Origin of the sequence: Acinetobacter sp. YH12205, from assembly GCF_013418125.1 — a bacterium.
In the GTDB taxonomy this organism is placed as follows: domain Bacteria; phylum Pseudomonadota; class Gammaproteobacteria; order Pseudomonadales; family Moraxellaceae; genus Acinetobacter; species Acinetobacter towneri.
Window position 1 is genome coordinate 228,346 of record NZ_VPCQ01000005.1, and the last position, 21,458, is coordinate 249,803.

At 43.2% G+C, this 21,458-nt stretch carries 19 protein-coding genes; 15 read left to right on the top strand and 4 right to left on the bottom strand.

Features of this window, described 5'->3' with window-relative positions; all coding sequences use genetic code 11:
- The first annotated feature begins 317 nt into the window (after positions 1 to 317).
- From FTU92_RS08875 to FTU92_RS08900, 6 genes are all read left to right on the top strand, one after another.
- Entirely contained in the window at positions 318 to 986 is a 669-nt protein-coding gene (locus tag FTU92_RS08875; protein ID WP_154321084.1) for an HAD-IA family hydrolase, read from the top strand.
- Positions 987 to 1,415: 429 nt separating this feature from the next.
- Positions 1,416 to 2,213 (top strand): 2-keto-4-pentenoate hydratase, encoded by a 798-nt coding sequence (locus FTU92_RS08880; protein WP_004976036.1) that lies wholly within the window; start codon positions 1,416 to 1,418, stop codon positions 2,211 to 2,213.
- 25 nt (positions 2,214 to 2,238) lie between these two features.
- On the top strand, positions 2,239 to 3,135 hold the full coding sequence (locus FTU92_RS08885; RefSeq protein ID WP_004976037.1) for an acetaldehyde dehydrogenase (acetylating): 897 nt from the start codon (positions 2,239 to 2,241) through the stop codon (positions 3,133 to 3,135).
- 11 nt (positions 3,136 to 3,146) lie between these two features.
- Positions 3,147 to 4,166, top strand: coding sequence for a 4-hydroxy-2-oxovalerate aldolase (dmpG, locus tag FTU92_RS08890; protein ID WP_131261066.1), 1,020 nt, complete (start codon positions 3,147 to 3,149; stop codon positions 4,164 to 4,166).
- A gap of 426 nt (positions 4,167 to 4,592) precedes the next feature.
- Positions 4,593 to 5,864 carry an OprD family outer membrane porin gene (locus FTU92_RS08895; RefSeq protein ID WP_154321082.1) on the top strand — a complete coding sequence of 424 codons (1,272 nt, stop codon included), beginning with the start codon at positions 4,593 to 4,595 and terminating at the stop codon, positions 5,862 to 5,864.
- A gap of 278 nt (positions 5,865 to 6,142) precedes the next feature.
- Complete coding sequence (locus FTU92_RS08900; RefSeq protein WP_004976044.1) at positions 6,143 to 7,003, top strand: alpha/beta fold hydrolase; 861 nt, start codon at positions 6,143 to 6,145, stop codon at positions 7,001 to 7,003.
- 65 nt (positions 7,004 to 7,068) lie between these two features.
- Here the strand turns inward: FTU92_RS08900 and FTU92_RS08905 are convergent, their stop codons facing one another.
- Together FTU92_RS08905 and hcaR are read right to left on the bottom strand one after the other, a co-directional pair.
- Positions 7,069 to 7,746, bottom strand: coding sequence for a DUF1345 domain-containing protein (locus FTU92_RS08905; RefSeq protein WP_180096110.1), 678 nt, complete (start codon positions 7,744 to 7,746; stop codon positions 7,069 to 7,071).
- Positions 7,747 to 8,076: 330 nt separating this feature from the next.
- Entirely contained in the window at positions 8,077 to 8,979 is a 903-nt protein-coding gene (gene hcaR / locus FTU92_RS08910) for a DNA-binding transcriptional regulator HcaR (RefSeq protein WP_004976051.1), read from the bottom strand.
- Between the two features lie 281 nt (positions 8,980 to 9,260).
- Here hcaR and hcaE point away from each other — a divergent pair, with 281 nt between their 5' ends.
- From hcaE to FTU92_RS08950, 8 genes are all read left to right on the top strand, one after another.
- Complete coding sequence (gene hcaE / locus FTU92_RS08915) at positions 9,261 to 10,628, top strand: 3-phenylpropionate/cinnamic acid dioxygenase subunit alpha (protein WP_004976053.1); 1,368 nt, start codon at positions 9,261 to 9,263, stop codon at positions 10,626 to 10,628.
- The gene (gene hcaF, locus FTU92_RS08920; protein WP_104853007.1) at positions 10,625 to 11,143 is read left to right on the top strand and encodes a 3-phenylpropionate/cinnamic acid dioxygenase subunit beta; all 519 of its coding nucleotides are present in this window, start codon (positions 10,625 to 10,627) and stop codon (positions 11,141 to 11,143) included. Before hcaE ends, hcaF begins: the two co-directional genes overlap by 4 nt.
- Positions 11,143 to 11,469, top strand: coding sequence for a 3-phenylpropionate/cinnamic acid dioxygenase ferredoxin subunit (hcaC, locus tag FTU92_RS08925; protein ID WP_004976057.1), 327 nt, complete (start codon positions 11,143 to 11,145; stop codon positions 11,467 to 11,469). Before hcaF ends, hcaC begins: the two co-directional genes overlap by 1 nt.
- A 2-nt stretch (positions 11,470 to 11,471) precedes the next feature.
- A complete protein-coding gene (gene hcaB, locus FTU92_RS08930) occupies positions 11,472 to 12,287 on the top strand; it encodes a 3-phenylpropionate-dihydrodiol/cinnamic acid-dihydrodiol dehydrogenase (RefSeq protein WP_004976058.1) in 816 nt (271 codons plus the stop codon).
- A gap of 71 nt (positions 12,288 to 12,358) precedes the next feature.
- Positions 12,359 to 13,324, top strand: coding sequence for a 3-carboxyethylcatechol 2,3-dioxygenase (locus FTU92_RS08935; RefSeq protein WP_167845747.1), 966 nt, complete (start codon positions 12,359 to 12,361; stop codon positions 13,322 to 13,324).
- A 4-nt stretch (positions 13,325 to 13,328) separates the two neighbouring features.
- Entirely contained in the window at positions 13,329 to 14,555 is a 1,227-nt protein-coding gene (hcaD, locus tag FTU92_RS08940) for a 3-phenylpropionate/cinnamic acid dioxygenase ferredoxin--NAD(+) reductase subunit (protein ID WP_180096112.1), read from the top strand.
- An 88-nt stretch (positions 14,556 to 14,643) separates the two neighbouring features.
- A complete protein-coding gene (locus FTU92_RS08945) occupies positions 14,644 to 15,552 on the top strand; it encodes a DMT family transporter (protein ID WP_004976074.1) in 909 nt (302 codons plus the stop codon).
- Between the two features lie 247 nt (positions 15,553 to 15,799).
- Positions 15,800 to 16,852: an MBL fold metallo-hydrolase gene (locus FTU92_RS08950; protein ID WP_180096114.1), complete on the top strand. Its 1,053-nt coding sequence runs from the start codon at positions 15,800 to 15,802 to the stop codon at positions 16,850 to 16,852.
- Positions 16,853 to 17,015: 163 nt separating this feature from the next.
- On the opposite strand, the gene FTU92_RS08955 is transcribed toward FTU92_RS08950, so the two are convergent.
- Together FTU92_RS08955 and FTU92_RS08960 are read right to left on the bottom strand one after the other, a co-directional pair.
- Positions 17,016 to 18,536 carry a catalase gene (locus tag FTU92_RS08955; RefSeq protein WP_096902685.1) on the bottom strand — a complete coding sequence of 507 codons (1,521 nt, stop codon included), beginning with the start codon at positions 18,534 to 18,536 and terminating at the stop codon, positions 17,016 to 17,018.
- Positions 18,537 to 19,073: 537 nt separating this feature from the next.
- On the bottom strand, positions 19,074 to 19,706 hold the full coding sequence (locus tag FTU92_RS08960; RefSeq protein ID WP_180051342.1) for a TetR/AcrR family transcriptional regulator: 633 nt from the start codon (positions 19,704 to 19,706) through the stop codon (positions 19,074 to 19,076).
- 81 nt (positions 19,707 to 19,787) lie between these two features.
- On the opposite strand from FTU92_RS08960, the gene FTU92_RS08965 reads away from it, so the two are divergent.
- Positions 19,788 to 21,440, top strand: coding sequence for an acyl-CoA dehydrogenase family protein (locus FTU92_RS08965; RefSeq protein WP_131261059.1), 1,653 nt, complete (start codon positions 19,788 to 19,790; stop codon positions 21,438 to 21,440).
- The last annotated feature ends 18 nt before the right edge of the window (positions 21,441 to 21,458 follow it).

Below are 21,458 nucleotides of genomic sequence, written 5' to 3' on the forward strand. Positions count from 1 at the left end.
TCTTTTTAAAGATGAGGAACATTGTTTCGCAAAAAGGAGATGAGGTTTTCAGGGGTAATTCACTGCCACATTTTAAAGTTTTTAATTTAAATTTTTGGTGTATAGGCTATGCCTTACTTTTCAAAGATGAAAAGTAACAAAAAACTTTTGTTTCGCTGATGGAACATCTCTGTGCCACAGCGAAACGGCGACATCCATGTCGCCCTTCGCGTATCGAATATTTGTTGTGATATATGTGCTGATTCTTGGTCGTTTATCCTTTTGAGTTAAGGTAAAGCGAGGGAATTTAAAAGCCGAATCAAATCTAGGAATCTAATATGAACAAACCTGTAGAACTCATCATTTTTGATTGGGATGGCACCTTATTTAATTCCGTCGGTCAAATTGTGGCGAGTTTGCAGTTCGCAGCACAACAATTTCAGCAACCCCTGACCGATGCTGCGGCTAAAAGTATTATTGGTTTGGGTTTGCCTGAAGTGGCACAGCGTTTATTTCCTGAAGTGCCAGAGCTGCATCAAGCGATTTTGCAGTGCTATTCAGAACACTATGTCGAACACTCAAAAACCGATGCTTGGTTTGAGGGTGTGGCAGATATGCTCGATGAGTTGTCAGGTTTGGGACTGAAATTGGCAGTGGCAACAGGCAAAAGCCGTAAAGGTTTAGACCGAGTGTTGGCGCAAACCCAAAGTCAGGATTTGTTTGTGGCGACACGTGCTGCAAGTGAAACCAAATCTAAACCTGATCCTTTAATGCTGCAGGAAATTTTGAGCAGTACCGATGTGCAGGTCGGGCAAGCGATTATGGTGGGTGACACTTCTTACGATTTAGAAATGGCACAAAATATTGCTATGCCGCGTGTAGGCGTGAGTTATGGCGTGCATAGTGTAGAGGTGTTGCAGCGTTATCAGCCTTTAACCATTGCAGATGATGTGCCGAGTTTGCATGATTTTTTAGTGCAGCAATATCGTTTACGTCAGGCGAGTTAAACCCAGTAAAACAATTTAGATGAATTTGAAATTAGAGTAACTTGAAAAATTTCAGGTTGCTCTTTTTTTATGTACTTTTGGGAGCGTCATAAAAAGGCTTAGCTTTTAGTCTAAAGTTAGGATTAAGACATTTTAAGATTGCTGCGAATTGCCGAGTCAATGACTCGGAAAATAATGTCATAGCCTACAGACAACTGTTTTGCTTGCTTTTTATAAAAATAGATTAATAGCTAATAGCTATTGAAAAAAAGAAAATAAGTATTGGCATAAACCCGCCATTTTTCCGATTCTTAATCAGTTTACATACCTCTGAGCTGGATAGCTTGTCCTGAGAATGGACAAGATCGGGGTCATCATCCCTATTTTCTATTATTACCTTTCCAACATCTCGGGGTATATGCCCAATTTTTGCAGTTTAAGGAAACATTGATGTCGAATTCTGCTGTTGTTGAATCAGTTGCGCAAGCATTACGTACTGCCGAACTCTCTCAAACTGCGATTGCGCCAATCCGCCCAGAACTTGGTGGTGAAAGTGCTGACGTAGATATTGCCTATGCCGTTCAAGAAGTGAATACCGAACGTGCCTTAAAAGAAGGTCGTCGTTTGGTGGGGCGTAAAATTGGTTTGACCTCTAAAGTGGTTCAAGCACAACTGGGTGTAGATCAGCCTGACTTTGGCATGTTGTTTGCCGATATGGCTTATGGTGATGGTGAAGCGATTCCTGCAGGTTTGCTGATTCAGCCAAAAGTAGAAGCAGAAATTGCATTGGTGATTAACCAAGATCTAACCAAAGAAAAACACACGTATGCGGATATTATCAGCGCGACTGAATATGCCTTGCCTGCCATTGAAGTGGTCGATAGCCGTATTGAAAACTGGAAAATTAGTTTGATTGATACCGTGGCCGATAACGCATCTTCTGCTGCATTCGTTCTAGGTTCAAAACCAGTCAAGCTAGAAAATCTGGATTTGGTGAACTGCAAAATGGTGATGACCCGTGGTGAAGAAGTAGTTTCTCAAGGCGTGGGTAAAGCTTGTTTAGCAAATCCATTAAACGCTGCCGTGTGGTTAGCCGATGAAATGGTGCGCCGTGGTCGTCCATTGTTAAAAGGCGACATCATCTTAACTGGTGCTTTAGGTCCTATGGTTGTTGCACAGCCAGGTGAAGAATTTAAAGTCGAAATTGAAGGCTTTGGTTCAGTGACAGCTGCGTTTGCTGCGGAATAAATCGAGATTCTAAGAGAGTACATGCATGAAAAAGATTAAATGTGCAATGATCGGTCCAGGTAATATTGGTACAGATTTGCTTTATAAATTACAACGCAGTGAATGGTTAGAGCCTGTGTGGATGGTGGGAATTGACCCAACCTCTGAAGGTCTAGCTCGTGCGGCAAAAATGGGTTTAAAAACCACAAGTGACGGTGTAGATGGTCTTCTTCCTCACGTACTTGAAGATGATATTAAAATTGCTTTTGATGCAACTTCTGCTTATGTGCATGCAGAAAATAGCCGCAAACTGAATGAGCTTGGCGTGTTGATGATTGACTTAACGCCTGCGGCAATTGGCCCATTCTGCGTACCGCCAGTGAACCTTGAAGCATTGCTTGAAGCGGGCGAAGTGCCAAACGTCAACATGGTGACTTGTGGTGGTCAGGCAACAATTCCTATGGTGGCTGCAGTTTCTCGCGTTCAACCTGTGGAATACGGTGAAATTATTGCAACGGTATCAACTAAATCTGTGGGGCCGGGTACACGTAAAAACATTGATGAATTTACCCGTACCACTGCAGGCGCGATTGAAGAAGTTGGCGGTGCAAAACAAGGTAAAGCCATCATCATCATTAACCCAGCTGAGCCACCTTTAATGATGCGTGATACCGTTCACTGCTTAGTGGAAGGTGAGCCAGATCAGGCAGCGATTACAGCATCTGTGCATGCCATGATCAAAGAAGTGCAAAAATATGTACCGGGTTACAAACTTGTAAACGGCCCTGTTTTTGATGGCAACCGTGTTTCAATTTTCTTGGAAGTTGAAGGTTTGGGTGATTACTTGCCTAAATATGCAGGTAACCTAGACATTATGACTGCAGCGGCTGCACGTACTGCAGAAATGTTTGCAGAACACGTTTTCAAAACTGCTGAAGCTTAAGGAATACCAAAATGTCTAAGATTATTATTAATGATATGACTTTACGTGATGGTATGCACCCAATGCGCCATCAAACCACGCCAGAGCAAATGGTTGCGATTGCCACTGCTTTGGATGATGCAGGTGTGCCTTTAATTGAAGTCACACACGGTGATGGCTTAGGTGGTAACTCTGTGAACTATGGTTTTGCAGCCGCTACTGATGAAGAATATCTGAAAGCAGTGATTCCAAACCTGAAACAGGCAAAAGTTTCTGCACTATTACTGCCAGGTATTGGAACAGTTGATCATTTGAGAATGGCGCATGATGTAGGCGTGGCAACCATTCGTGTGGCGACACATTCGACTGAAGCAGACGTTTCTGAACAGCACATTACTGCAGCACGTAAACTGGGTATGGACACTGTGGGCTTCTTGATGATGGCGCACATGGCTTCTCCAGAAAAATTGCTCGAAGAAGCACAAAAAATGGTGTCTTACGGTGCAAACTGTATCTATGTAACAGATTCTGCAGGCTATATGTTGCCTCAAGATGTGACTGATCGCGTAGGTATTTTACGTGCCAACCTCGCCTCAGACATCGAAATTGGTTTCCATGGTCACCATAACTTGGGCATGGGCGTTGCGAACTCTGTATCGGCTGTGACCGCAGGTGCAACCCGTGTTGACTTGGCTTCGGCTGGTTTAGGTGCAGGCGCAGGTAATACACCACTTGAATTGTTTGTAGCGGTCGCAAACCGTATGCAAATGGAAACAGGTGTGGACTTGTTTAAAGTGCAGGATATTGCTGAAGACTTGATCATTCCAATGATGACGCATCAAATTCGTGCAGACCGTGATGCAGCAACTTTAGGTTATGCAGGTGTTTACTCATCGTTCCTATTGTTCGCAAAACGTGCCGAAGCAAAATATGGAGTATCTGCGCGTGAAATTCTACTTGAGCTTGGTCGTCGCGGTACGGTGGGCGGTCAGGAAGATATGATTGAAGACTTGGCATTGACTATGTCTAAAGCACGTGAAATGCAAGCCTAAGTTTTTAATATAAAGCAGACTTGAATTAAGCACTCCAAATGCGTTTGGGGTGCTTTTTTATGCTGTGAAAGATGTAAAATGTGCTGAATTTTGTGCTGATTAAAATGTTTTTCTTATAAGTTGGGTTTATAGAAAATAACGCTAACACATGGGTTTAAAGTTAAAAAAGATTAATCCTTCACATGATGCAAAAAATAACAGCGTTTTTCACCTAAATTAAGCAGTGAATTCAAATAAAAATTCATTTAGTGAGGATTTTGAGCTTAATTTTTTATCGTTAAAAAGAATTAAAAAACTTGGAAAAAAGCTGCTCGATACAGAAAGTGCTGAATTTGTAGAAAAGCTTAATACTGTGGTCGGATTTTTTTCATGACAAGAGTTTTGCATGATGCCCAGATTCGCTTATTGGATGAATAGGAAAAACGCATGCATCGTCACAATTTATGGATAGCACTTTTTGCTGCGACAGCAACTTTAGGGACAACTGCAACTCAGGCAGATTTTATTGACGACAGCAATGTTCAACTTAAATTTAAGAATTTTTATTTAGATCGTCAAATTAAAGACAACCCTGCGGGGAACTTTGGTTCATGGTCACAAGCAGTCACCTTGGATGCTAAATCGGGTTATCACGATTTAGGCGTAATTCAGGTGGGTGCTGATCTTCTGGTTCAACACGCAGTAAAACTCAATGGTCGTGATAAAAATGCAGACTGGGTTTTGCCGCATGATGGTAAAGAGTCAAAAGATCATTTTGGTAAGGTCGGTGCAACTCTAAAAGTTAAATTTTCTGAAACTGAATTAAAAGTAGGTGACTTATTACCAATGTCACCTGTGGTGTTTTTTGACCCATCGCGTCAATTGTTAACGACTTATAGCGGTGCATGGTTAGAATCAAAGGATTTAAAAGATACTAAATTAACTTTGGCTTATTTAGACGGTATTAATGCACGTTATGATAACCAATACCAAGATTTTACGTTGTTCCCTCAAAATAATTTTTCTGCTGCTGAAGCGAATAAATTAAGCACAGACGATGGCATGTATCTTGTGGGAGTAGATCATCAATTTACCCCTAAAGTAGGTGGAAGTTATTGGTATGCGGATGTAACCAACATCTATCAACAACATTATGTCGCTGCAAACTATAAAACGACTTTGGCTGAAAAAACTAAGCTGGATACCCATGTACGCTATTTTGACAACAGCGAATCGGGTGACAAGCTGTATGGCAATATTGACAGCCAGGCCGTGTCTGCGGGTGCAAAAATCAACAATGGGATGCACACTGTACAGTTAGGTTATCAACAAATGTTTGGTGAGCACGGTACAAAAGCCCCAATGTTCCCGACCTTGGGCGGGTGGGTGCCGCAGCCTTACTTAGACAACTGGTCTGTGGCGAGCTTCATTCGTAAAGATGAGCGTTCTTGGAGTTTGGGTTATACCTATAATTTTGCTGATGTGGGTGTTCCTGGTTTAACAGCGACAGTACGTCATTTCCGCGGTGACAATATCGATCTGGGCGCAGGCAAGCCAGAAGGTAAAGAAAACGAAAATAACGTCATTGTGAACTATGTTGTGCCAGAAGGTAAGCTTAAAGGTTTAGGCTTTAATTATATGTTCATTGATACCAATTTTAACTTTGCGAATGACTTAGAAGAACACCGTATCGCCACGACTTACACTTATAAATTCTAAAGCTAGATAAAAATTAGAGCGGCTTTTTATAGTCGCTCTTTTTTTAATATTTACTGAATAAATACCTTATATAAATTAAGACTTTTATTTTATTAAATTTATAAAATTCAAAGAGTTGTTTAATCGTTTTTTTGTAGGTTGTGATCGTAAATTTGTATCAGTTGATGCCGTGTGAACAGGTAATATAAGCCTGTAAAAGTAATGTTGAATGAGTCCACTTGACGTCAAATTCTATACCTAGAGCCAAACGCAAGCTAAAGACTGTACGAGGAGTATATATGAGCACTGTTCAAATCCCTGACTATACAACAGATCCATTCTTTGGCTTAGAAGATAAATGGATTGAAACAGCAGAAGGCGAATTAACGCATTATCATGAAGTGGGTGAAGGTACACCTATTCTATTTTTACACGGTTCAGGTACAGGCGTATCGGCTGCTGCAAACTGGTGGTTAAACTTGCCACAAATTGGTGAGCAAGCACGTTGTATCGCCATTGATACCATCGGCTATGGTCAAACTGTGGTTGCACCGGGCACACAATATGGCATCCGTGCATGGGTAGATCATGCTGTACGTACTTTAGATGCATTGGGCATTGAAAAAACTTGGTTGGTGGGTAACTCGTTGGGTGGCTGGTTGGCATTCCAGTTGGCATTGGATTACCCAGAGCGTGTTCTTGGTATTATCTCAATGGGTACAGGCGGTGCAAAACAGACTGCAGCCCTCAAAGCGCATGCAAATCCTGTATTGACTGAAGAAGGCATTAAAAAGACGCTTTCAATGTTCGTGGTAAATAAAGACTTGATTACAGATGAGTTGGTCAAAGTCCGTTTTGCTTCTGCAAAAAATGACTATGCTTCAGACCGTTTAATGGATGTTGTGGGCGCGCGTGACCGTGACCGTTTCGAGTTCCCACTCGACTTTGACAAAATGAAAGACATCACTGTGCCTGTATTGCTGATTCACGGTACGCAAGATGTGGTGATTCCAGTATCGCGTACATGGGATATTTTAAATATTGTGCCACATGCCGATGCACACATTTTCAGCCAATGTGGTCACTGGTCACAGGTTGAAAAAGCGGAAGAATTTAACACTGTGATTAAAAACTACTTAACTGCACGTGGCGTAAATTAAGCGCAGTGAGGTAAAAAAGGATGGCAATTTGCCATCCTTTTTTATGGATGTTTTATGTACCCAATTTAGTGCTGAATAAAGCTCGCGACCAAGTTAATGCAAATTGCCAAAATAGTGGTATTAAAGCTATAAGCCAAAATAATATGTAGCGTGTTCAGTACCCGCATGGGTTGTGAGCTAATCGAGACATCGGCGGTTTGTGCAGATGTACCAATCACATAGCTGAAATATAAAAAGTCAGGATAGGTTGGATGCGACGTCTTGGGAAAATCCAAACCACCTTCTTGCTGCTGTTGCAGTGCCAAATAATAGTCATGCGCATAGTGAATCGCAAAAATGGTGTGCATAAAAAACCAAGCACATAAAATAGTGGTAATGGATAAAATAAAATGTCCCATGCGCACAAACTCACTTTGTGCAAATAAATTCACCTCGACAATGATCGCAATAAAGCACATCACTAAGGTTAGAAATACCAAGAATAAAATCAGCCATTTGCTGGCATCTTGTTGTTGGGCACGTTGTAAAATATGTGCATGATCGCTGTGCCACAAACTGCGCATGGTTAAAACCAAATAGCAGGAAATCGCGATATTCCAGCTAATCAATAAACAGCTTGACCATGACCATGCAGTGAGGGTCTGAAAAATAACATACAGCACAATGGTAATCACAAAACTGATAAAAAAATAAGGACGATATTGAATCCCTGTTTTCATTCTGCTGAAGGGTGTTTTTATCATTCTTGATCCTTTCTGGATGTGCAATCTAAAGGTGTTACTGCCTGTTATCATCGGCTTAATTTTAGAAAATAGCGATGGGGTGCCTATTTTAACTTATTAGACTTAAGTTGTAATTTGCAGGAAATGTGGTAGCGAAGCGAGGAAAAAGCAGACTGCAAAAATGCGAATGTTTGAGTGTAAGAATGAGCAGTAGTTCAGAAAAAGATTAAAAAAATAAGTTTAGACTTAAGTCTAAAGCTTTGTTTTAGCATTTAGGATGCACAAAAAAGTGCTTACTACATCAAGCAGCAAGCACTTTTGAAAGGTTGAAAAACGCGAGTGGTTTTAGAATTATTGTTCGCGGTTGATGTCCAAATAGAACACACGTGTGAGCAGTTCCATAAATTTCTGTACCGCAGCGGAATGGCTGTTTTTGCCATAGCTGACGTATAAATCTAAATGTGGAAGTTCTACATCAAGTGGACGGATGACGGTATTTTCCATGGTTAGCGGAGCAACATAGCCCGGTAAAATGGTGCAACCCAAGCCCATACCAATCGAGTTGATATTAAATAAAATGTTGTCAGCTTTTTGCACAATGTTTAGTTCAATGTTGTGCTGTTTGGCAAAATCGACAATCAGGTGATGCAGATTATACGAAGCTTCTGCCGAAGGAATAATAAAATCAATACCATTCAATGCTTTGACAGGAATGCGTTCGTATTTTGCTAACGGATGATCTTTGGGCAAAATAAAAATTAACGGTTCACGCAGTACAAACTGGCTCTCAATTTCATCACTGTTGATATTGTGGCGGGTAAAGGTGATATCGAGTTCACCTTTTTTAATCATTTTCATTTGCTCAGTGTTGTTCAAACTTAGCAATTCAATTTTTAATTCTGGGTTTTGTACCCGTAAATTAGGCAGTACAAAAGGGAAAATTTTCATTTCTGCCACAGGAACAAAGCCAATACGCAGCATTTTCTGTTTGGCTTGTGACACCTGACGTGCCATGGCAACCGCTTTGTCGGCTTGCGCCAAAGTCAGACGCGCCTGTTCTAAAAATACAGCACCTTCTTCGGTTAGCTCGACTTTACGTTTGGTACGGTTGAGTAGCTTAACGCCGACATCTTCTTCTAAATCTTTAATTTGCTGACTCAGCGAAGGTTGAGCCGTATAAAGTTTAAGTGCGGCTTTACTGAAGTTGAGTTCTTCAGCAACGGTAATGAAGTAGCGAAGGTGACGTAATTCCATACAACCATTCCAAAGATTAATTCAAAATATGTCTAATTATAGATTAATAAAAGAATGATCTATAAACAACTATTCGGTGAGAATTATTTTGTCATTCACGAAGTAAATAGGGTTTCATCATTATGCAACGATTTAAATGCAAAATATAATGTTGGATTAATCTATAAAAACTATTAATTGAAACAAAAAAAATATTTCACTAAACGTCCCTAAAAAACCATTATCCATCAAAAGTTGAGTCTATTTACTTTGTGCCGTTGTTGGTCACAGGAGAGCTTTTCATGAGTGGAAAAATTGATGTGCGCGAAATCGACGCTTTGGTCGATGCACAAAATGGACGTATCACTCCATCTATTTATACAGATCCAGATATCTACGAATTAGAACTTGAACGTGTGTTCGGCCGTACGTGGTTGTTCCTGTGTCATGAAAGCCAAATTCCTAAAGCTGGCGACTTCTTCAACACCTACATGGGTGAAGATCCAATTATTGTGGCACGTCAAAAAGACGGTTCAATCAAAGCATTTTTAAACCAGTGCCGTCACCGTTCTATGCGTGTGAGCTTTGCAGACTGTGGTAATACCCGTGCATTTACTTGCCCATATCACGGTTGGTCTTACGGTATTGATGGTTCACTCAAAGATATTCCTTTAGAAGAACGTGCGTATCCACAAGGTGCTTGTAAAGAGCAATGGGGCTTGGTGGAAGTGAACCGCGTGAAGTCTTACAAAGGCTTGATCTTTGGTTGCTGGGATGAAACCACTCCAGACCTAGAAGAATATATGGGCGACATCGCTTGGTACTTAGATGGCGTGATTGACCGTCGTCCGGGTGGTACTGAAATTATTGGTGGCGTACACAAGTGGGAAATTGACTGTAACTGGAAATTTGCTGCAGAACAGTTTGCTTCTGACCAATATCACGCTTTGTTCTCACACGCCTCTGCCATTCAGGTACTTGGTGCAAAACCAGATGATGACAGCAGCAAACAATTAGGTGCAGCGCAAACAGCTCGTCCTGTTTGGGAAACTGCCAAAGATGCAATTCAGTATGGTTCACGTGGTCACGGTTCAGGTTTCTTCTTTACAGAAAAACCAGATGCAAACGTATGGGTTGATGGTGAAGTTGCCAATTACTTCCGCGAAACTTACGAAGAAGTGAAAGAGCGTTTAGGCGAAGTACGTGCTTTACGTCTTGCAGGTCACAACACCATGTTCCCAACACTGTCTTGGTTGAACGGTACTGCAACACTGCGCGTATGGCATCCACGTGGTCCAAATAAAACTGAAGTATGGGCATTCTGTATTGCCGATGCTGAAGCACCTCAAGACGTGAAAGAAGCATTTGAGCGTTCTGCAACACGTGCTTTCGGTCCTGCAGGTTTCTTAGAGCAAGATGACTCTGAAAACTGGATTGAAATTCAAAAAGTATTGCGCGGCTATAAAGCACGTCAAAACAAGCTCATTGTCGAAATGGGTAAAGGCAACGAAAAAGTACGTGAAGATGGTATTCCAGGAATCACCAACTACATTTTCTCTGAAACTGCAGCACGTGGTATGTACCGCCGTTGGGCAGACTTGCTGATCCATGAAAAATGGGAAGACGTTGAAAAAGCAGCTGACGAATACGAGAAGGAGCTAATGAAATGAGTCAAATCAGTTTAGAACTTCAACATGAAGTGAGCCAATTCTTGTATCGCGAAGCAAAATTGCTGGACGACTGGAAATTCCGTGAGTGGTTAGACCTCATGGCAGAAGACATTTCTTATACCTTGCGTACCACACCAAATGCGCAAACCCGTGACCGTCGTCGTTCAGTTGAACCACCTACAACTTGGGTGTTCAACGACAACAAACACTTGCTTGAGCGCCGTGTTGCACGTCTGGAAACAGGTATGGCATGGGCTGAAGAACCTCCGTCACGTACCACGCATATGGTCAGCAACGTGATTGTTGAAGCGACAGAGGTCGAAGGTGAATACGACGTACACGTAACTTACTTGTTGTACCGTACTCAAAAAGAGAAAGACGTGACTATTTACTGTGGTAAGCGCCATGACAAAATCCGTCGTGTTGAAGGTGGCTTAGGCTTCCAGATCTTCAACCGTAAGATTGTACTTGACCAAGTAACCTATAACTCACACAACCTGAGTGTATTCTTCTAATGAATAAAATCTTTGTTTGCCAAGTTGACGAATTAGACGAAGGCGAAGCGTTAAAAGTGGATTGCGGTGTGAACGGTATTGAAGCACTGGCAGTATTCAACAACGGTGGTGAGTTCTTTGCCATGAATGACCGTTGTTCACACGGCAATGCCTCAATGTCTGAAGGTTATCTTGAAGATGATGGCACAGTTGAATGCCCACTGCATTCTGCACGTTTCTGTTTAAAGACTGGTCAAGCATTATGCTTGCCAGCCACCGACCCGATTCAAACTTTCCCTGTGGTGGTTGAAGACGGCGCGTTATATGTAGAAATGGCAGGAGAGTAAGCATGGGTTGGCTAAAAGGCGAAGTGGCACTGATTACAGGTGGCGGTTCTGGTTTAGGTTGGGCTTTGGTCGAGCGCTTTCTTGAAGAAGGTGCGCATGTGGGCGTGTTACAGCGCTCACAATCTAAAGTCGATGCCTTAAAAGAACGTTTTGGTGATCAAATCGTGGCAGTCGCTGGTGATGTTGCCAACTATGCAGACAATGTCCGTGCTGTGCAGGCCACTGTGGAGCGTTTTGGAAAGCTGGATTGCTTTATTGGCAATGCAGGGATTTGGGATCACTACGCAGATATCGTCAATACTTCTGGTGAGCAGCTTGAAAAAGCCTTTGATGAAATCATGGGCATCAATACCAAGGCGTTAATCTTGGGGGCAAAAGCAGCACTGGATGAGTTGGTGAAATCTGAAGGTTCTATCATCTTAACCTTATCCAATTCTGCGCTGTATTCTTCAGGCGGTGGTCCTGTTTACACTGCATCTAAACATGCAGGTGTTGGCATCATGAAAGAGTTGGCTTATGAATTGGCACCTAAAGTACGTGTCAATGCTGTTGCGCCTTCAGCGATGAATGTCAATATTAAGGGCGCAGCATCTTTAGGTCAGGAAAACCTAGGCTTACTCGATGCACGTGATCCTGAAAAAATTGCACGCGGTATGCCGCTGAATTTCTTGCCTGAGCCAGAAGACATGACTGGTTCGTATGTGCTCTTGGCATCGCGTCAAAATAACCGTGCGCTGACTGGCGTTCTGATCAATGCAGAATGTGGTTTGGGTATTCGTGGTTTGCGTCAACCACGTGCAGGTTTTTTTGACGAATAAAATTGAGTCTAAATTCAATAGACGAATCGGCAGCCTTTCTCTGGGCTGCCTTCCTTATTTAGGAGTCTTTCATGGCCGTTAAACTCATTTGTGCATCGCACAGTCCTTTAATGGAATTTGCAACACCGCAAGATCAATCTAAAGAACAAAAAGTTCGTGCTGCCTTTGAGCAACTTTCTGCCGAAGTCAAAGCATACGATCCAACCCTGATCATTACCTTTGGTCCAGACCATTTCAACGGTTTCTTTTACGATTTGATGCCAAGTTTCTGTGTCGGTATTCGTGCTACGGCTGCGGGTGACTGGGACTACGGCAAAGACAACAACCGTATTGATGTGCCTGAAGACAAAGCCTTGGCGATGGTGCGCCGTGTGTTGGATGAAGGTGTAGATGTTGCATATTCGTATCGTATGCAGGCCGACCATGGGGTGACTCAGCCATTACACTTTTTGTGTGAAGGGCAGCTAGATCGTTATCCAACCATTCCCGTGTTTATTAATGGCGCTGCAGCGCCGATGCCAACCACCAAGCGTACCATTGCTTTGGGGCGTGCTGTGGGTCAATTTATCAAGTCGTTGAATCTTGAAAATGAACGTGTTCTTGTTTTAGGTACAGGTGGTTTGTCGCACGATCCACCAACACCGCAAATGGGTTCAGTACCGCCTGAAGTTGAAGAATTTTTAATTGCAGGTCGTAATCCGAGTCCTGAAGCACGTCATGCACGTCAGGCTAAAGTGATTGCAGTCGGTCAAAAACTTGCAGCAGGTGATACCTCTGTGGCTGTGCCGCTCAGCCCTGAGTGGGATATTGCCTTGCTTGAAAAATTCAAACAGGCAGACTTTGTGGCTATGGAAGCCATGACCGAAGCTGAAATTCGTCGAGATGGTGGTCGTGGTGGTCAGGAAGTCCGTTCGTGGATGGCTGCTTTTGCTGCGTTAGATGAACTGGGTGCGTATGAAATGACCACGCATTGCTATGAAGATATTAGTGAGTGGATTGCGGGCTTTGGCATCGTATCTGCCGAGTTAAAAGGTTAAGCCCATGAGTGTAGAAACAATTGTGATTGTGGGTGCAGGTCAGGCAGGGGCGAGCGCCATTCTTGAGCTGCGCGGCAATCAATATGCAGGCAACATCATCTTAATTGGCGATGAAATACATTTGCCTTATGAGCGTCCACCGTTGTCTAAAGATGTGATTTTGCGTCCTGAAGAAACCAAAATCGAGATTCTGTCGGAAGAAAAATTGGCAGAACTAGGTGTGACCACTATTCGTGGCAATGGCGTGAGCAAAATCAATGCCGAAGCACATACGGTTGAATTGCAAAATGGTGAGGTTATTGCCTACGAAAAGTTGTTACTTGCCACAGGCGGTGCTGCACGTCGCTTGCCAAATTTTGATGCCTTAGGTAAACACGTTTACACGTTGCGTAATCTTGAAGACTCGCAAGCCTTAGTCCCTGTATTGCAAGCGGGTCGTCGCATCATCTTAATTGGTGGTGGTGTGATTGGTTTAGAGTTGGCATCTTCAGCACGTTTTAAAGACTGTCAGGTAACTGTCATTGAAATGGGACCAATGGTGATGGGACGTTCATCACCACTCATCTTGAGTGAGTTTTTACTGCAACAGCAGTTATTGGCAGGAGTTGATGTACGTCTGTCTACGCAAATTGCAGATTGCAAGCTAGATGGTGAAGAAATTGTCGTGACCCTAGAAGGTGGCGAAGAACTACGTGCCGATGCGGTGATTTACGGTATTGGGATTATTCCAAACGCACAACTGGCAGTTGAAGCAGGCTTAGATGCAGACTTTGCCGTGCATGTGAATGAAAACTGTCAAACCTCAAACCCAGACATTTATGCTGCGGGCGATGTCGCATCACAACTGCGTGAATGTGGCAATCATCGTCGTGTAGAAACTTGGGAAAATGCCAACCTGCAAGCAGGTATCTTCGCGCGTCATGTGATGGGCGTGGAACATCCTGTAGCCAATCCCGCTTGGTTCTGGACTGATCAACTCGACATTAACTACCAATTTGTAGGAGATATGTCAGCAGCAGAATGGCATGTGCGTGGTGAGATGGATGCTTCCAAACGCAGTGAGTCTTCATTCGTATTGTTTGGTGTGACCGATGGCGTGATTGTGGGCGGAATTACCGTCAACTCAGCCAAAGATATGCGTCACTTGAAAAAGCTGATTGCTAAACAAGCTGCTTTTGAAGCAGACAAATATTTAGATGTGAGCCAAGACCTTCGTAAATTGGTGAAGTAAGCTTGAACTGATATCAAACAGACCTGAGGCAACTTAGGTCTGTTTTTTATCTGCCGAAGAAAAGTGTCCATTTTATGTTGAGCAAACGATGAATGCGAATACATCTCCTGTTGTGGTAACTGCCAGTATTTATGCCTTATTGGTACTCATCTGGGCGACCACGCCATTGGCGATTGTCTGGAGTGTGCAGGAAATTCACCCTATGTGGGTCTTGATTATCCGCTACATTGGGGCTTCCGTGATTGCGCTATGCTTGCTCAAACTGATGCGCGATCCACTGCCTTTTGATCACACCTCAGTGAAAAGCTATTTGGCGGGTAGTCTGAATTTAATTGGTGCACAGCTATTTATTTACTTGGCTGCCAATTATTTAACTTCAGGCTTAATGGCGCTGATTTTTGGCTTTTCTCCTTTAATCGCAGGCTTGATTGGTCATGTGATTTTACGCACGCAAAAATTGATTGCCTTACAGTGGACAGGGATGGCAATTGCGATTGCAGGACTCAGCTTTGTCTTTGCAGACTCTGCCGACAGCAAAGTGAATCCATGGGGCGTGGTGTTGATGTTTATCAGCATGTTGTCCTATATCAGCTCAATTTTTTGGGTCAAACAAATCAATGCTCCTTTAAAGCCGATGTCACAAGCCACAGGTTCTTTATTGGTATCATCGGCAGGGTCATTGTTATTAATTCCCTTTATTTGGTCGCATTTCCCGACTCAAATGCCAAGCAGCCAAGCCATGATTGGTTTTGTATTTACCATGATCATGTCGTCTATTGTCGCCATGCTGTGTTATTTCTGGCTGATTCGTCGTTTAAATGCCTCAACCGTATCTTTAAGTAATGTGATGACTCCCATCATCGCGTTAATTTTAGGTGCGACCTTAAATAATGAACACATCAGCATGAATGCGTTTATTGGCATTGCCGTGGTGATGTTCGGGATTGTGATGTATTTCTGGAAAGAATGGCGCGAACAATATTTTGCTAAACGCTAAGCCCGCATTGCTATACCCGTGTTTAGGTTTTTCTAAAGCCTCGTTTATCTGAGGTGTAAATTTCCGATCATTAACCCGCTGTCGATACGACTTTTTTCTCAAAACAACAAAAACATAAAGGAAATTGCCTGCTTGATTTCGCTACTATGCGTGATAGAGTCAACACATGAACCAAAGCTGTGTTTATTTCTGAACAGATCAGGATTAAAAGCATCATGGCCGATGCGCTATATATTATTGGGCTTACATGAACAACGTGGAACAAAAGCATTTTCAACTGCCAACGGAAGCCTGTTGGTCACATACTTGGCGTAAACCCAAGCTACAGTTTTTGCCTTCAAATCATTATGATGGCACGCAGTTTTTTAATCCTGTGGCGTGTCCTGAGGGGCGCAGCCAAACCGATTTGCTGAAATGGTTGCTAAAACGTAAATCGAACAGCTGGAAGGTCAATGCCCAACAAGAGGCACAACAGTTCTTTGCAACGCCGCGTGCGGTTCCACAATTACGCCCACAGGCCAGTTTGGATGATTGGCAAGTCTGGTTTGTAGGGCATGCCACTGTATTGATTCAAATTGGCCCCTATAACATATTGACTGATCCAGTCTGGGCTGAGCATGTGAGCCCGAAACAGGGCAGAGGGCCTAAACGTGCCTGTCCTGCGGGCATTGCATTGGAAGATTTACCCACCATTCATGCCGTGCTGCTTAGCCACAACCACTATGACCACATGGATTTAGCCACCTTAAAATGGTTGAACCATCAATTTGCCATGCCTATTTATACAGGTTTGGGCAATAGCTGGTATTTACCGCCAGACTTGCATGTGATTGAAATGGATTGGTGGCAGTCGGCTTTGTTTAAAGAGCTTAAAATTGTGTACACCCCTGCACAACATGGTTCGGGGCGTGGTGCACGTGATCAGAACATGGCGTTGTGGGGAGGTTTTTCCATTTTGCATGGGCAAGACCATTGTTTCTTTGCGGGGGATACAGGCTATTCTCCACATTTTAAGGAAATACAAACCCGTATTGGCGCACCACGTGTGGCACTTTTGCCTATTGGTTCTTATGAGCCACGTAATCTGATGCGTTATATGCACATGAACCCTGAAGATGCCTTTCAGGCGCATAAAGATTTGCATTCCAAATGTTCTTTGGCAATTCACTATCGAACCTTTGAATTGACTGATGAAGGACGTGATCAGCCTGAGGCAGATTTGCATCAAGCCATGAAGCGTTCTTCTAAACTGATGAATCCGTTTTATTGTATTCGTGAGGGTAAGAAATTAATTGTTTAATCTTTTAAAAACTTGACCTTAAATAAAAGTGACACGCTACTTTTCACGCTACTGAAAAGTGGCAATGATAGATATAGAACACAAAGCCCCTATCGAAATAGGGGCTTTGTTTTGGTGTTTAAAGTCTTGCTGTTTAGACTGACTTGATCTTTAACTACAAAGATTACAGTACGCCAGGCTGACCAAGTGCAGGGTCACTGGCACGTGCTGCTTGCGCATCGGCAACGGTCATGCCTAAAGCTGCTGCAACGCCTTCGCCATAAGCAGGGTCACATGCATAACAGTTACGAATATGACGATACTTAATAAAGTCTAAAGCATCACCCATAGCACGTGCCGTGTTATCAAACAGTGCTTGTTTTTGCTCAGGGTTCATTAAATTGAACAAGGCACGCGGCTGGCTAAAATAGTTGCTATCATCTTCACGATAATCCCAGAAATCTGCATCGCCACGAATTTTTAGCGGTGGTTCGCGGTATTGTGGTTGCTCTTGCCATTGATGGAAGCTGTTTGGCTCATAGTGTGGCAAGCTGCCATAGTTGCCATCCATACGACCCTGACCATCACGACGGTTTGAGTGCACAGGGCAGCGTGCAGCATTCACTGGAATTTGTGAATGGTTCACACCAACACGGTAACGTGCAGCATCGGCATAGTTGACCAAACGCGCTTGTAACATGCGATCTGGCGAGTAGCTAATTCCTGGTACAAGGTTGCTTGGTGCAAAGGCAGCCTGTTCAACATCTTGGAAGTAGTTTTCAGGGTTACGGTTCAGTTCAAATTCACCCACTTCAATCAGTGGATAATCACCTTTCGGCCAAACTTTGGTGAGGTCAAATGGGTGATATGGGACTTTTTCTGCATCCAGTTCAGGCATGATTTGCACGAACAGCGTCCATTTCGGGAAATCACCGCGTTCAATGGCATTGTAAAGGTCAGTCTGGCTGCTTTCACGGTCACGACCAATCAATTCTGCTGCTTCTGCATCGGTCAGGTTTTGAATGCCTTGTTGAGTGCGGAAGTGGAATTTCACCCAGAAACGCTCATTATTGGCATTAATAAAACTATAGGTGTGGCTACCAAAACCATGCATGTGACGATAACCCACAGGAATACCACGATCCGACATCACAATGGTGACTTGGTGCAGTGCTTCTGGCAGCAAAGTCCAGAAATCCCAGTTATTGGTCGCATTACGCAGGTTGGTGCGTGGGTCACGCTTTACCGCTTTATTCAGGTCAGGGAATTGACGTGGGTCGCGGAAAAAGAACACTGGTGTGTTGTTACCGACTAAATCCCAGTTGCCTTCTTCAGTATAGAATTTTAAAGCAAAACCACGAATGTCACGTTCTGCATCGGCAGCGCCACGCTCACCTGCAACGGTAGAGAAACGAGCAAACATTTCAGTTTTTTTGCCAACTTCAGAGAAAATTTTGGCACGGGTATATTGGCTGATGTCGTGCGTGACCGTAAACGTACCAAACGCACCTGAACCTTTGGCATGCATACGACGCTCAGGAATTACTTCACGTACAAAGTTTGCCAACTTTTCATTGAGCCATAAATCTTGAGTAAGGAGTGGGCCACGTGCGCCCGCAGTCATACTATTTTGGTTATCTACAACAGGTGCGCCTGCATCGGTGGTTAAATGCGTTACAGGGCATTTTTTTATCTCTTGGCTCATCATTGTTCTCCATTATTGTGATCATCATGTGGTGGGCTGTATTAGAAATTTAGCTTCTAAAACAAGCGGCCATGAACCGTTTTGTTTGTTTAAAAAATCAACTACAACACCACAATACCATGCAGATCGGGCTTTGTAGATGAAAGCTTTTCAAATCTCACCATTTTAATGTAAAACGATTTTTATAATTTTACAAATAGATAAATTTATTGTTTATGATTGGTGTATTCGATTATTGTTTGTGTGGAAATCAGGGTCTGTTGACATTTCATAAATGGCTTGCGCTGTAGGCTAAAACTGAGCAGATCAGGCATGAAACGCAGGGAATAGCGAGACTATTGCCAAGTTTCATAACGCAATCTGAGAAAGTTTTAGTCACAGCCTTTCAGGACAAGCATATTTTTTGCTGCTATTACGTTATGTGTCAGTCACTTAGAATGACTAAATTCCCTATCTCATGCCTTATATCAGCTAAAAAAATATGCGTCGTCGCAAACATAGACGAAGTGTCAACAGACCCTAATAGTTTTTGCAGCATTAAATATCTGAAACAGAGACTAAAAACGGTTGAATCGCCAATGAAATATCGGTGTGCAAGGCATCCCAATCTTGATAATGTGGATTGATTAATAAACTTTGCGAAATAAAACCATAACTGATGCGATGCAGATTCAAAGCAAGGCGCAGTTGTTGTTCGGCATTGTGTATGACAGGTGCGAAAATCTGTTGCCACATCTGTAGCATCATGCTGTAACTTTTTTGGTAAGTTTCAATGTGTGATACCTGCCGTTCCAGTAAAAAAGTCTGCGCCCAAAGCCATTGTTGTGCCTGAATTTGCTGAAGCTGAAACTGAATGATGGTTGCAATATAGCGGTTTATTTCAACAACTGTGGATAACTCAAGTTGCTGTTGGGCATAACTTTTTAAGTGTTCTGCATGCTGTTTGACTTGCAGGTGAATCGTCAATGCCAGTAAATCTTCTTTCTTGGCAAAGTATTCATAAAAAGTGCCTAAACCGACACCTGCCAAATTAGTAATTTCACGAATGGTAATTTCAGCTGCCGAGCGTTCATGCAAAAGCCGAACAAAACTTTCCTGTAAAGCCTCTTGAGTCAGTTTAGCCCGCGATTGGCGCGGCTTACGGCGCACTTGAACCTCAGAATTTTTCATAAATAAAGCCGAACACCTGAGCACATATTTTTCTCTATACTAAATGCAATGATAGCATCGCGTTTGTCTAGGAGTGACACAATGCAGACATGGATGACCCATCAAATTCAAAATCAGTTTGATGAATTACAAGACTATAACTTATTTGAAACCGATACGGTTTTACAAGAAATTTTAACCCGTTATGGCAGTCAAGATCAGACTCGACTGAGCGAATTGGGACATATTGCAGCATCGGCAGAATATTATCACTATGCCGATTTAGCCAATCGGCATACGCCTATTTTACATGCCTTCGATGCACGTGGACGCCGTAAAGATGTAGTGGAGTTTCATCCCGCATGGCATCACTGGATGGCGCTGAATCGCAAGTTTGACACGCATGCACATCCATTTAAACAACCGCAATCTACGGCAAAATGGGTCGATTGGGCCAGTCGCTTTTATTTGGCGGGACAGGTTGAGTGTGGCAATTTATGTCCAAATTCCATGACTTTAGGCAGTATTCCGCTCATTCAGCGTGAACCTGAATTATGGGCAAGCATGGGCGAAAAACTGTTATCGCATGAATATGACCCGCGTGATGTGCCGATTTCACAAAAGAAATCTATTTGGTTGGGCATGGGCATGACCGAAAAGCAGGGTGGTTCAGATGTACGTGCCAACCAAACGCTTGCCATTCCAGTCGCAGCAACAGGGCGTGGGCAAGCCTATTTGCTCACAGGTCATAAATGGTTTTTCTCTGCACCAATGTGTGATGCACATTTGGTGGTCGCCAATACCGAACAAGATGGTTTGGCTTGTTTCTTTGTACCGCGTTGGTTAGAAGATGGCAGAAAAAATAATATTCAGGTACAGCGTTTAAAAGACAAAGTGGGAAATCGGAGTAACTCCAGTTCTGAAGTCGAATTTCAGCAGGCGTGGGGCATCATGATTGGCGAAGCAGGGCGCGGTATTCCCACCATTATTGAAATGGCGAACTACACTCGTTTAACCTGTGCTGTGGGCAGTAGTGCCATGCTGCGTCAAGCCTTGGTGCAATGCCTTGCCTATACTCGACAACGTCAAGCATTTGGACAGACTTTGGCGAATCAGCCATTAATGCAGGCAGTCTTGGCAGATTTGGCTTTGGAAACTGAAGCTGCGGTACAGCTCAGTTTTCATTTGGCACATTGTTATGAAAGCGATGATGCTGTGTCTTTGGCATGGAAGCGTTTAATGACCCCTGCTGCAAAGTTCTGGATTTGCAAACGCGCGGTGGAACTTACAGGTGAGATGATGGAAGTTTTTGGTGGCAATGGTTATGTCGATAACAGCATCATGGCACGTATTTTCAAAGAAGCACCTGTAAATACCATTTGGGAAGGTTCAGGCAATGTCATGTGTCTGGATGTACTACGCGCTATGCAGCGAGAACCTGAGCTGATTCAGGTGTTATTGCAGGATTTTGCTCGCACTGCCGTTACTCATCCTATTTTGGGCAGTGAATTAGATGGTTTGCAGCAGTTATTGCAGACCACGAACAGCAACGATTTACAATTTATGGCACGTGCTTTGGTGAGCCGTTTGGTGATTTTGGCACAAGCGGTTTTGTTGTTGCGTTATGCGCCAAGTTTTGTGGCAGAAGGTTTTATTCAGTCGCGTTATAGTGCATTGCATGGGCAAGTGGTGGGTATGCTTAAACCTAAACAGGTCGATGTTGCATCCATCTTGCAGCGTGCATTTTCAGCATAGCATCCCTTGCTACTTGAT

Excerpts from the sequence above, each read along its gene's own strand:
- FTU92_RS08900 (WP_004976044.1), top strand. The coding sequence starts at position 6,143 with ATGAGCACTGTTCAAATCCCTGACTATACAACAGATCCATTCTTTGGC.
- FTU92_RS08960 (WP_180051342.1), bottom strand. The coding sequence starts at position 19,706 with ATGAAAAATTCTGAGGTTCAAGTGCGCCGTAAGCCGCGCCAATCGCGG.
- FTU92_RS08885 (WP_004976037.1), top strand. The coding sequence starts at position 2,239 with ATGAAAAAGATTAAATGTGCAATGATCGGTCCAGGTAATATTGGTACA.
- hcaC (WP_004976057.1), top strand. The coding sequence starts at position 11,143 with ATGAATAAAATCTTTGTTTGCCAAGTTGACGAATTAGACGAAGGCGAA.
- hcaF (WP_104853007.1), top strand. The coding sequence starts at position 10,625 with ATGAGTCAAATCAGTTTAGAACTTCAACATGAAGTGAGCCAATTCTTG.
- FTU92_RS08880 (WP_004976036.1), top strand. The coding sequence starts at position 1,416 with ATGTCGAATTCTGCTGTTGTTGAATCAGTTGCGCAAGCATTACGTACT.
- FTU92_RS08965 (WP_131261059.1), top strand. The coding sequence starts at position 19,788 with ATGCAGACATGGATGACCCATCAAATTCAAAATCAGTTTGATGAATTA.
- FTU92_RS08905 (WP_180096110.1), bottom strand. The coding sequence starts at position 7,746 with ATGATAAAAACACCCTTCAGCAGAATGAAAACAGGGATTCAATATCGT.
- FTU92_RS08875 (WP_154321084.1), top strand. The coding sequence starts at position 318 with ATGAACAAACCTGTAGAACTCATCATTTTTGATTGGGATGGCACCTTA.
- hcaR (WP_004976051.1), bottom strand. The coding sequence starts at position 8,979 with ATGGAATTACGTCACCTTCGCTACTTCATTACCGTTGCTGAAGAACTC.
- hcaB (WP_004976058.1), top strand. The coding sequence starts at position 11,472 with ATGGGTTGGCTAAAAGGCGAAGTGGCACTGATTACAGGTGGCGGTTCT.
- FTU92_RS08955 (WP_096902685.1), bottom strand. The coding sequence starts at position 18,536 with ATGAGCCAAGAGATAAAAAAATGCCCTGTAACGCATTTAACCACCGAT.
- FTU92_RS08950 (WP_180096114.1), top strand. The coding sequence starts at position 15,800 with ATGAACAACGTGGAACAAAAGCATTTTCAACTGCCAACGGAAGCCTGT.
- hcaE (WP_004976053.1), top strand. The coding sequence starts at position 9,261 with ATGAGTGGAAAAATTGATGTGCGCGAAATCGACGCTTTGGTCGATGCA.
- dmpG (WP_131261066.1), top strand. The coding sequence starts at position 3,147 with ATGTCTAAGATTATTATTAATGATATGACTTTACGTGATGGTATGCAC.
- hcaD (WP_180096112.1), top strand. The coding sequence starts at position 13,329 with ATGAGTGTAGAAACAATTGTGATTGTGGGTGCAGGTCAGGCAGGGGCG.
- FTU92_RS08945 (WP_004976074.1), top strand. The coding sequence starts at position 14,644 with ATGAATGCGAATACATCTCCTGTTGTGGTAACTGCCAGTATTTATGCC.
- FTU92_RS08895 (WP_154321082.1), top strand. The coding sequence starts at position 4,593 with ATGCATCGTCACAATTTATGGATAGCACTTTTTGCTGCGACAGCAACT.
- FTU92_RS08935 (WP_167845747.1), top strand. The coding sequence starts at position 12,359 with ATGGCCGTTAAACTCATTTGTGCATCGCACAGTCCTTTAATGGAATTT.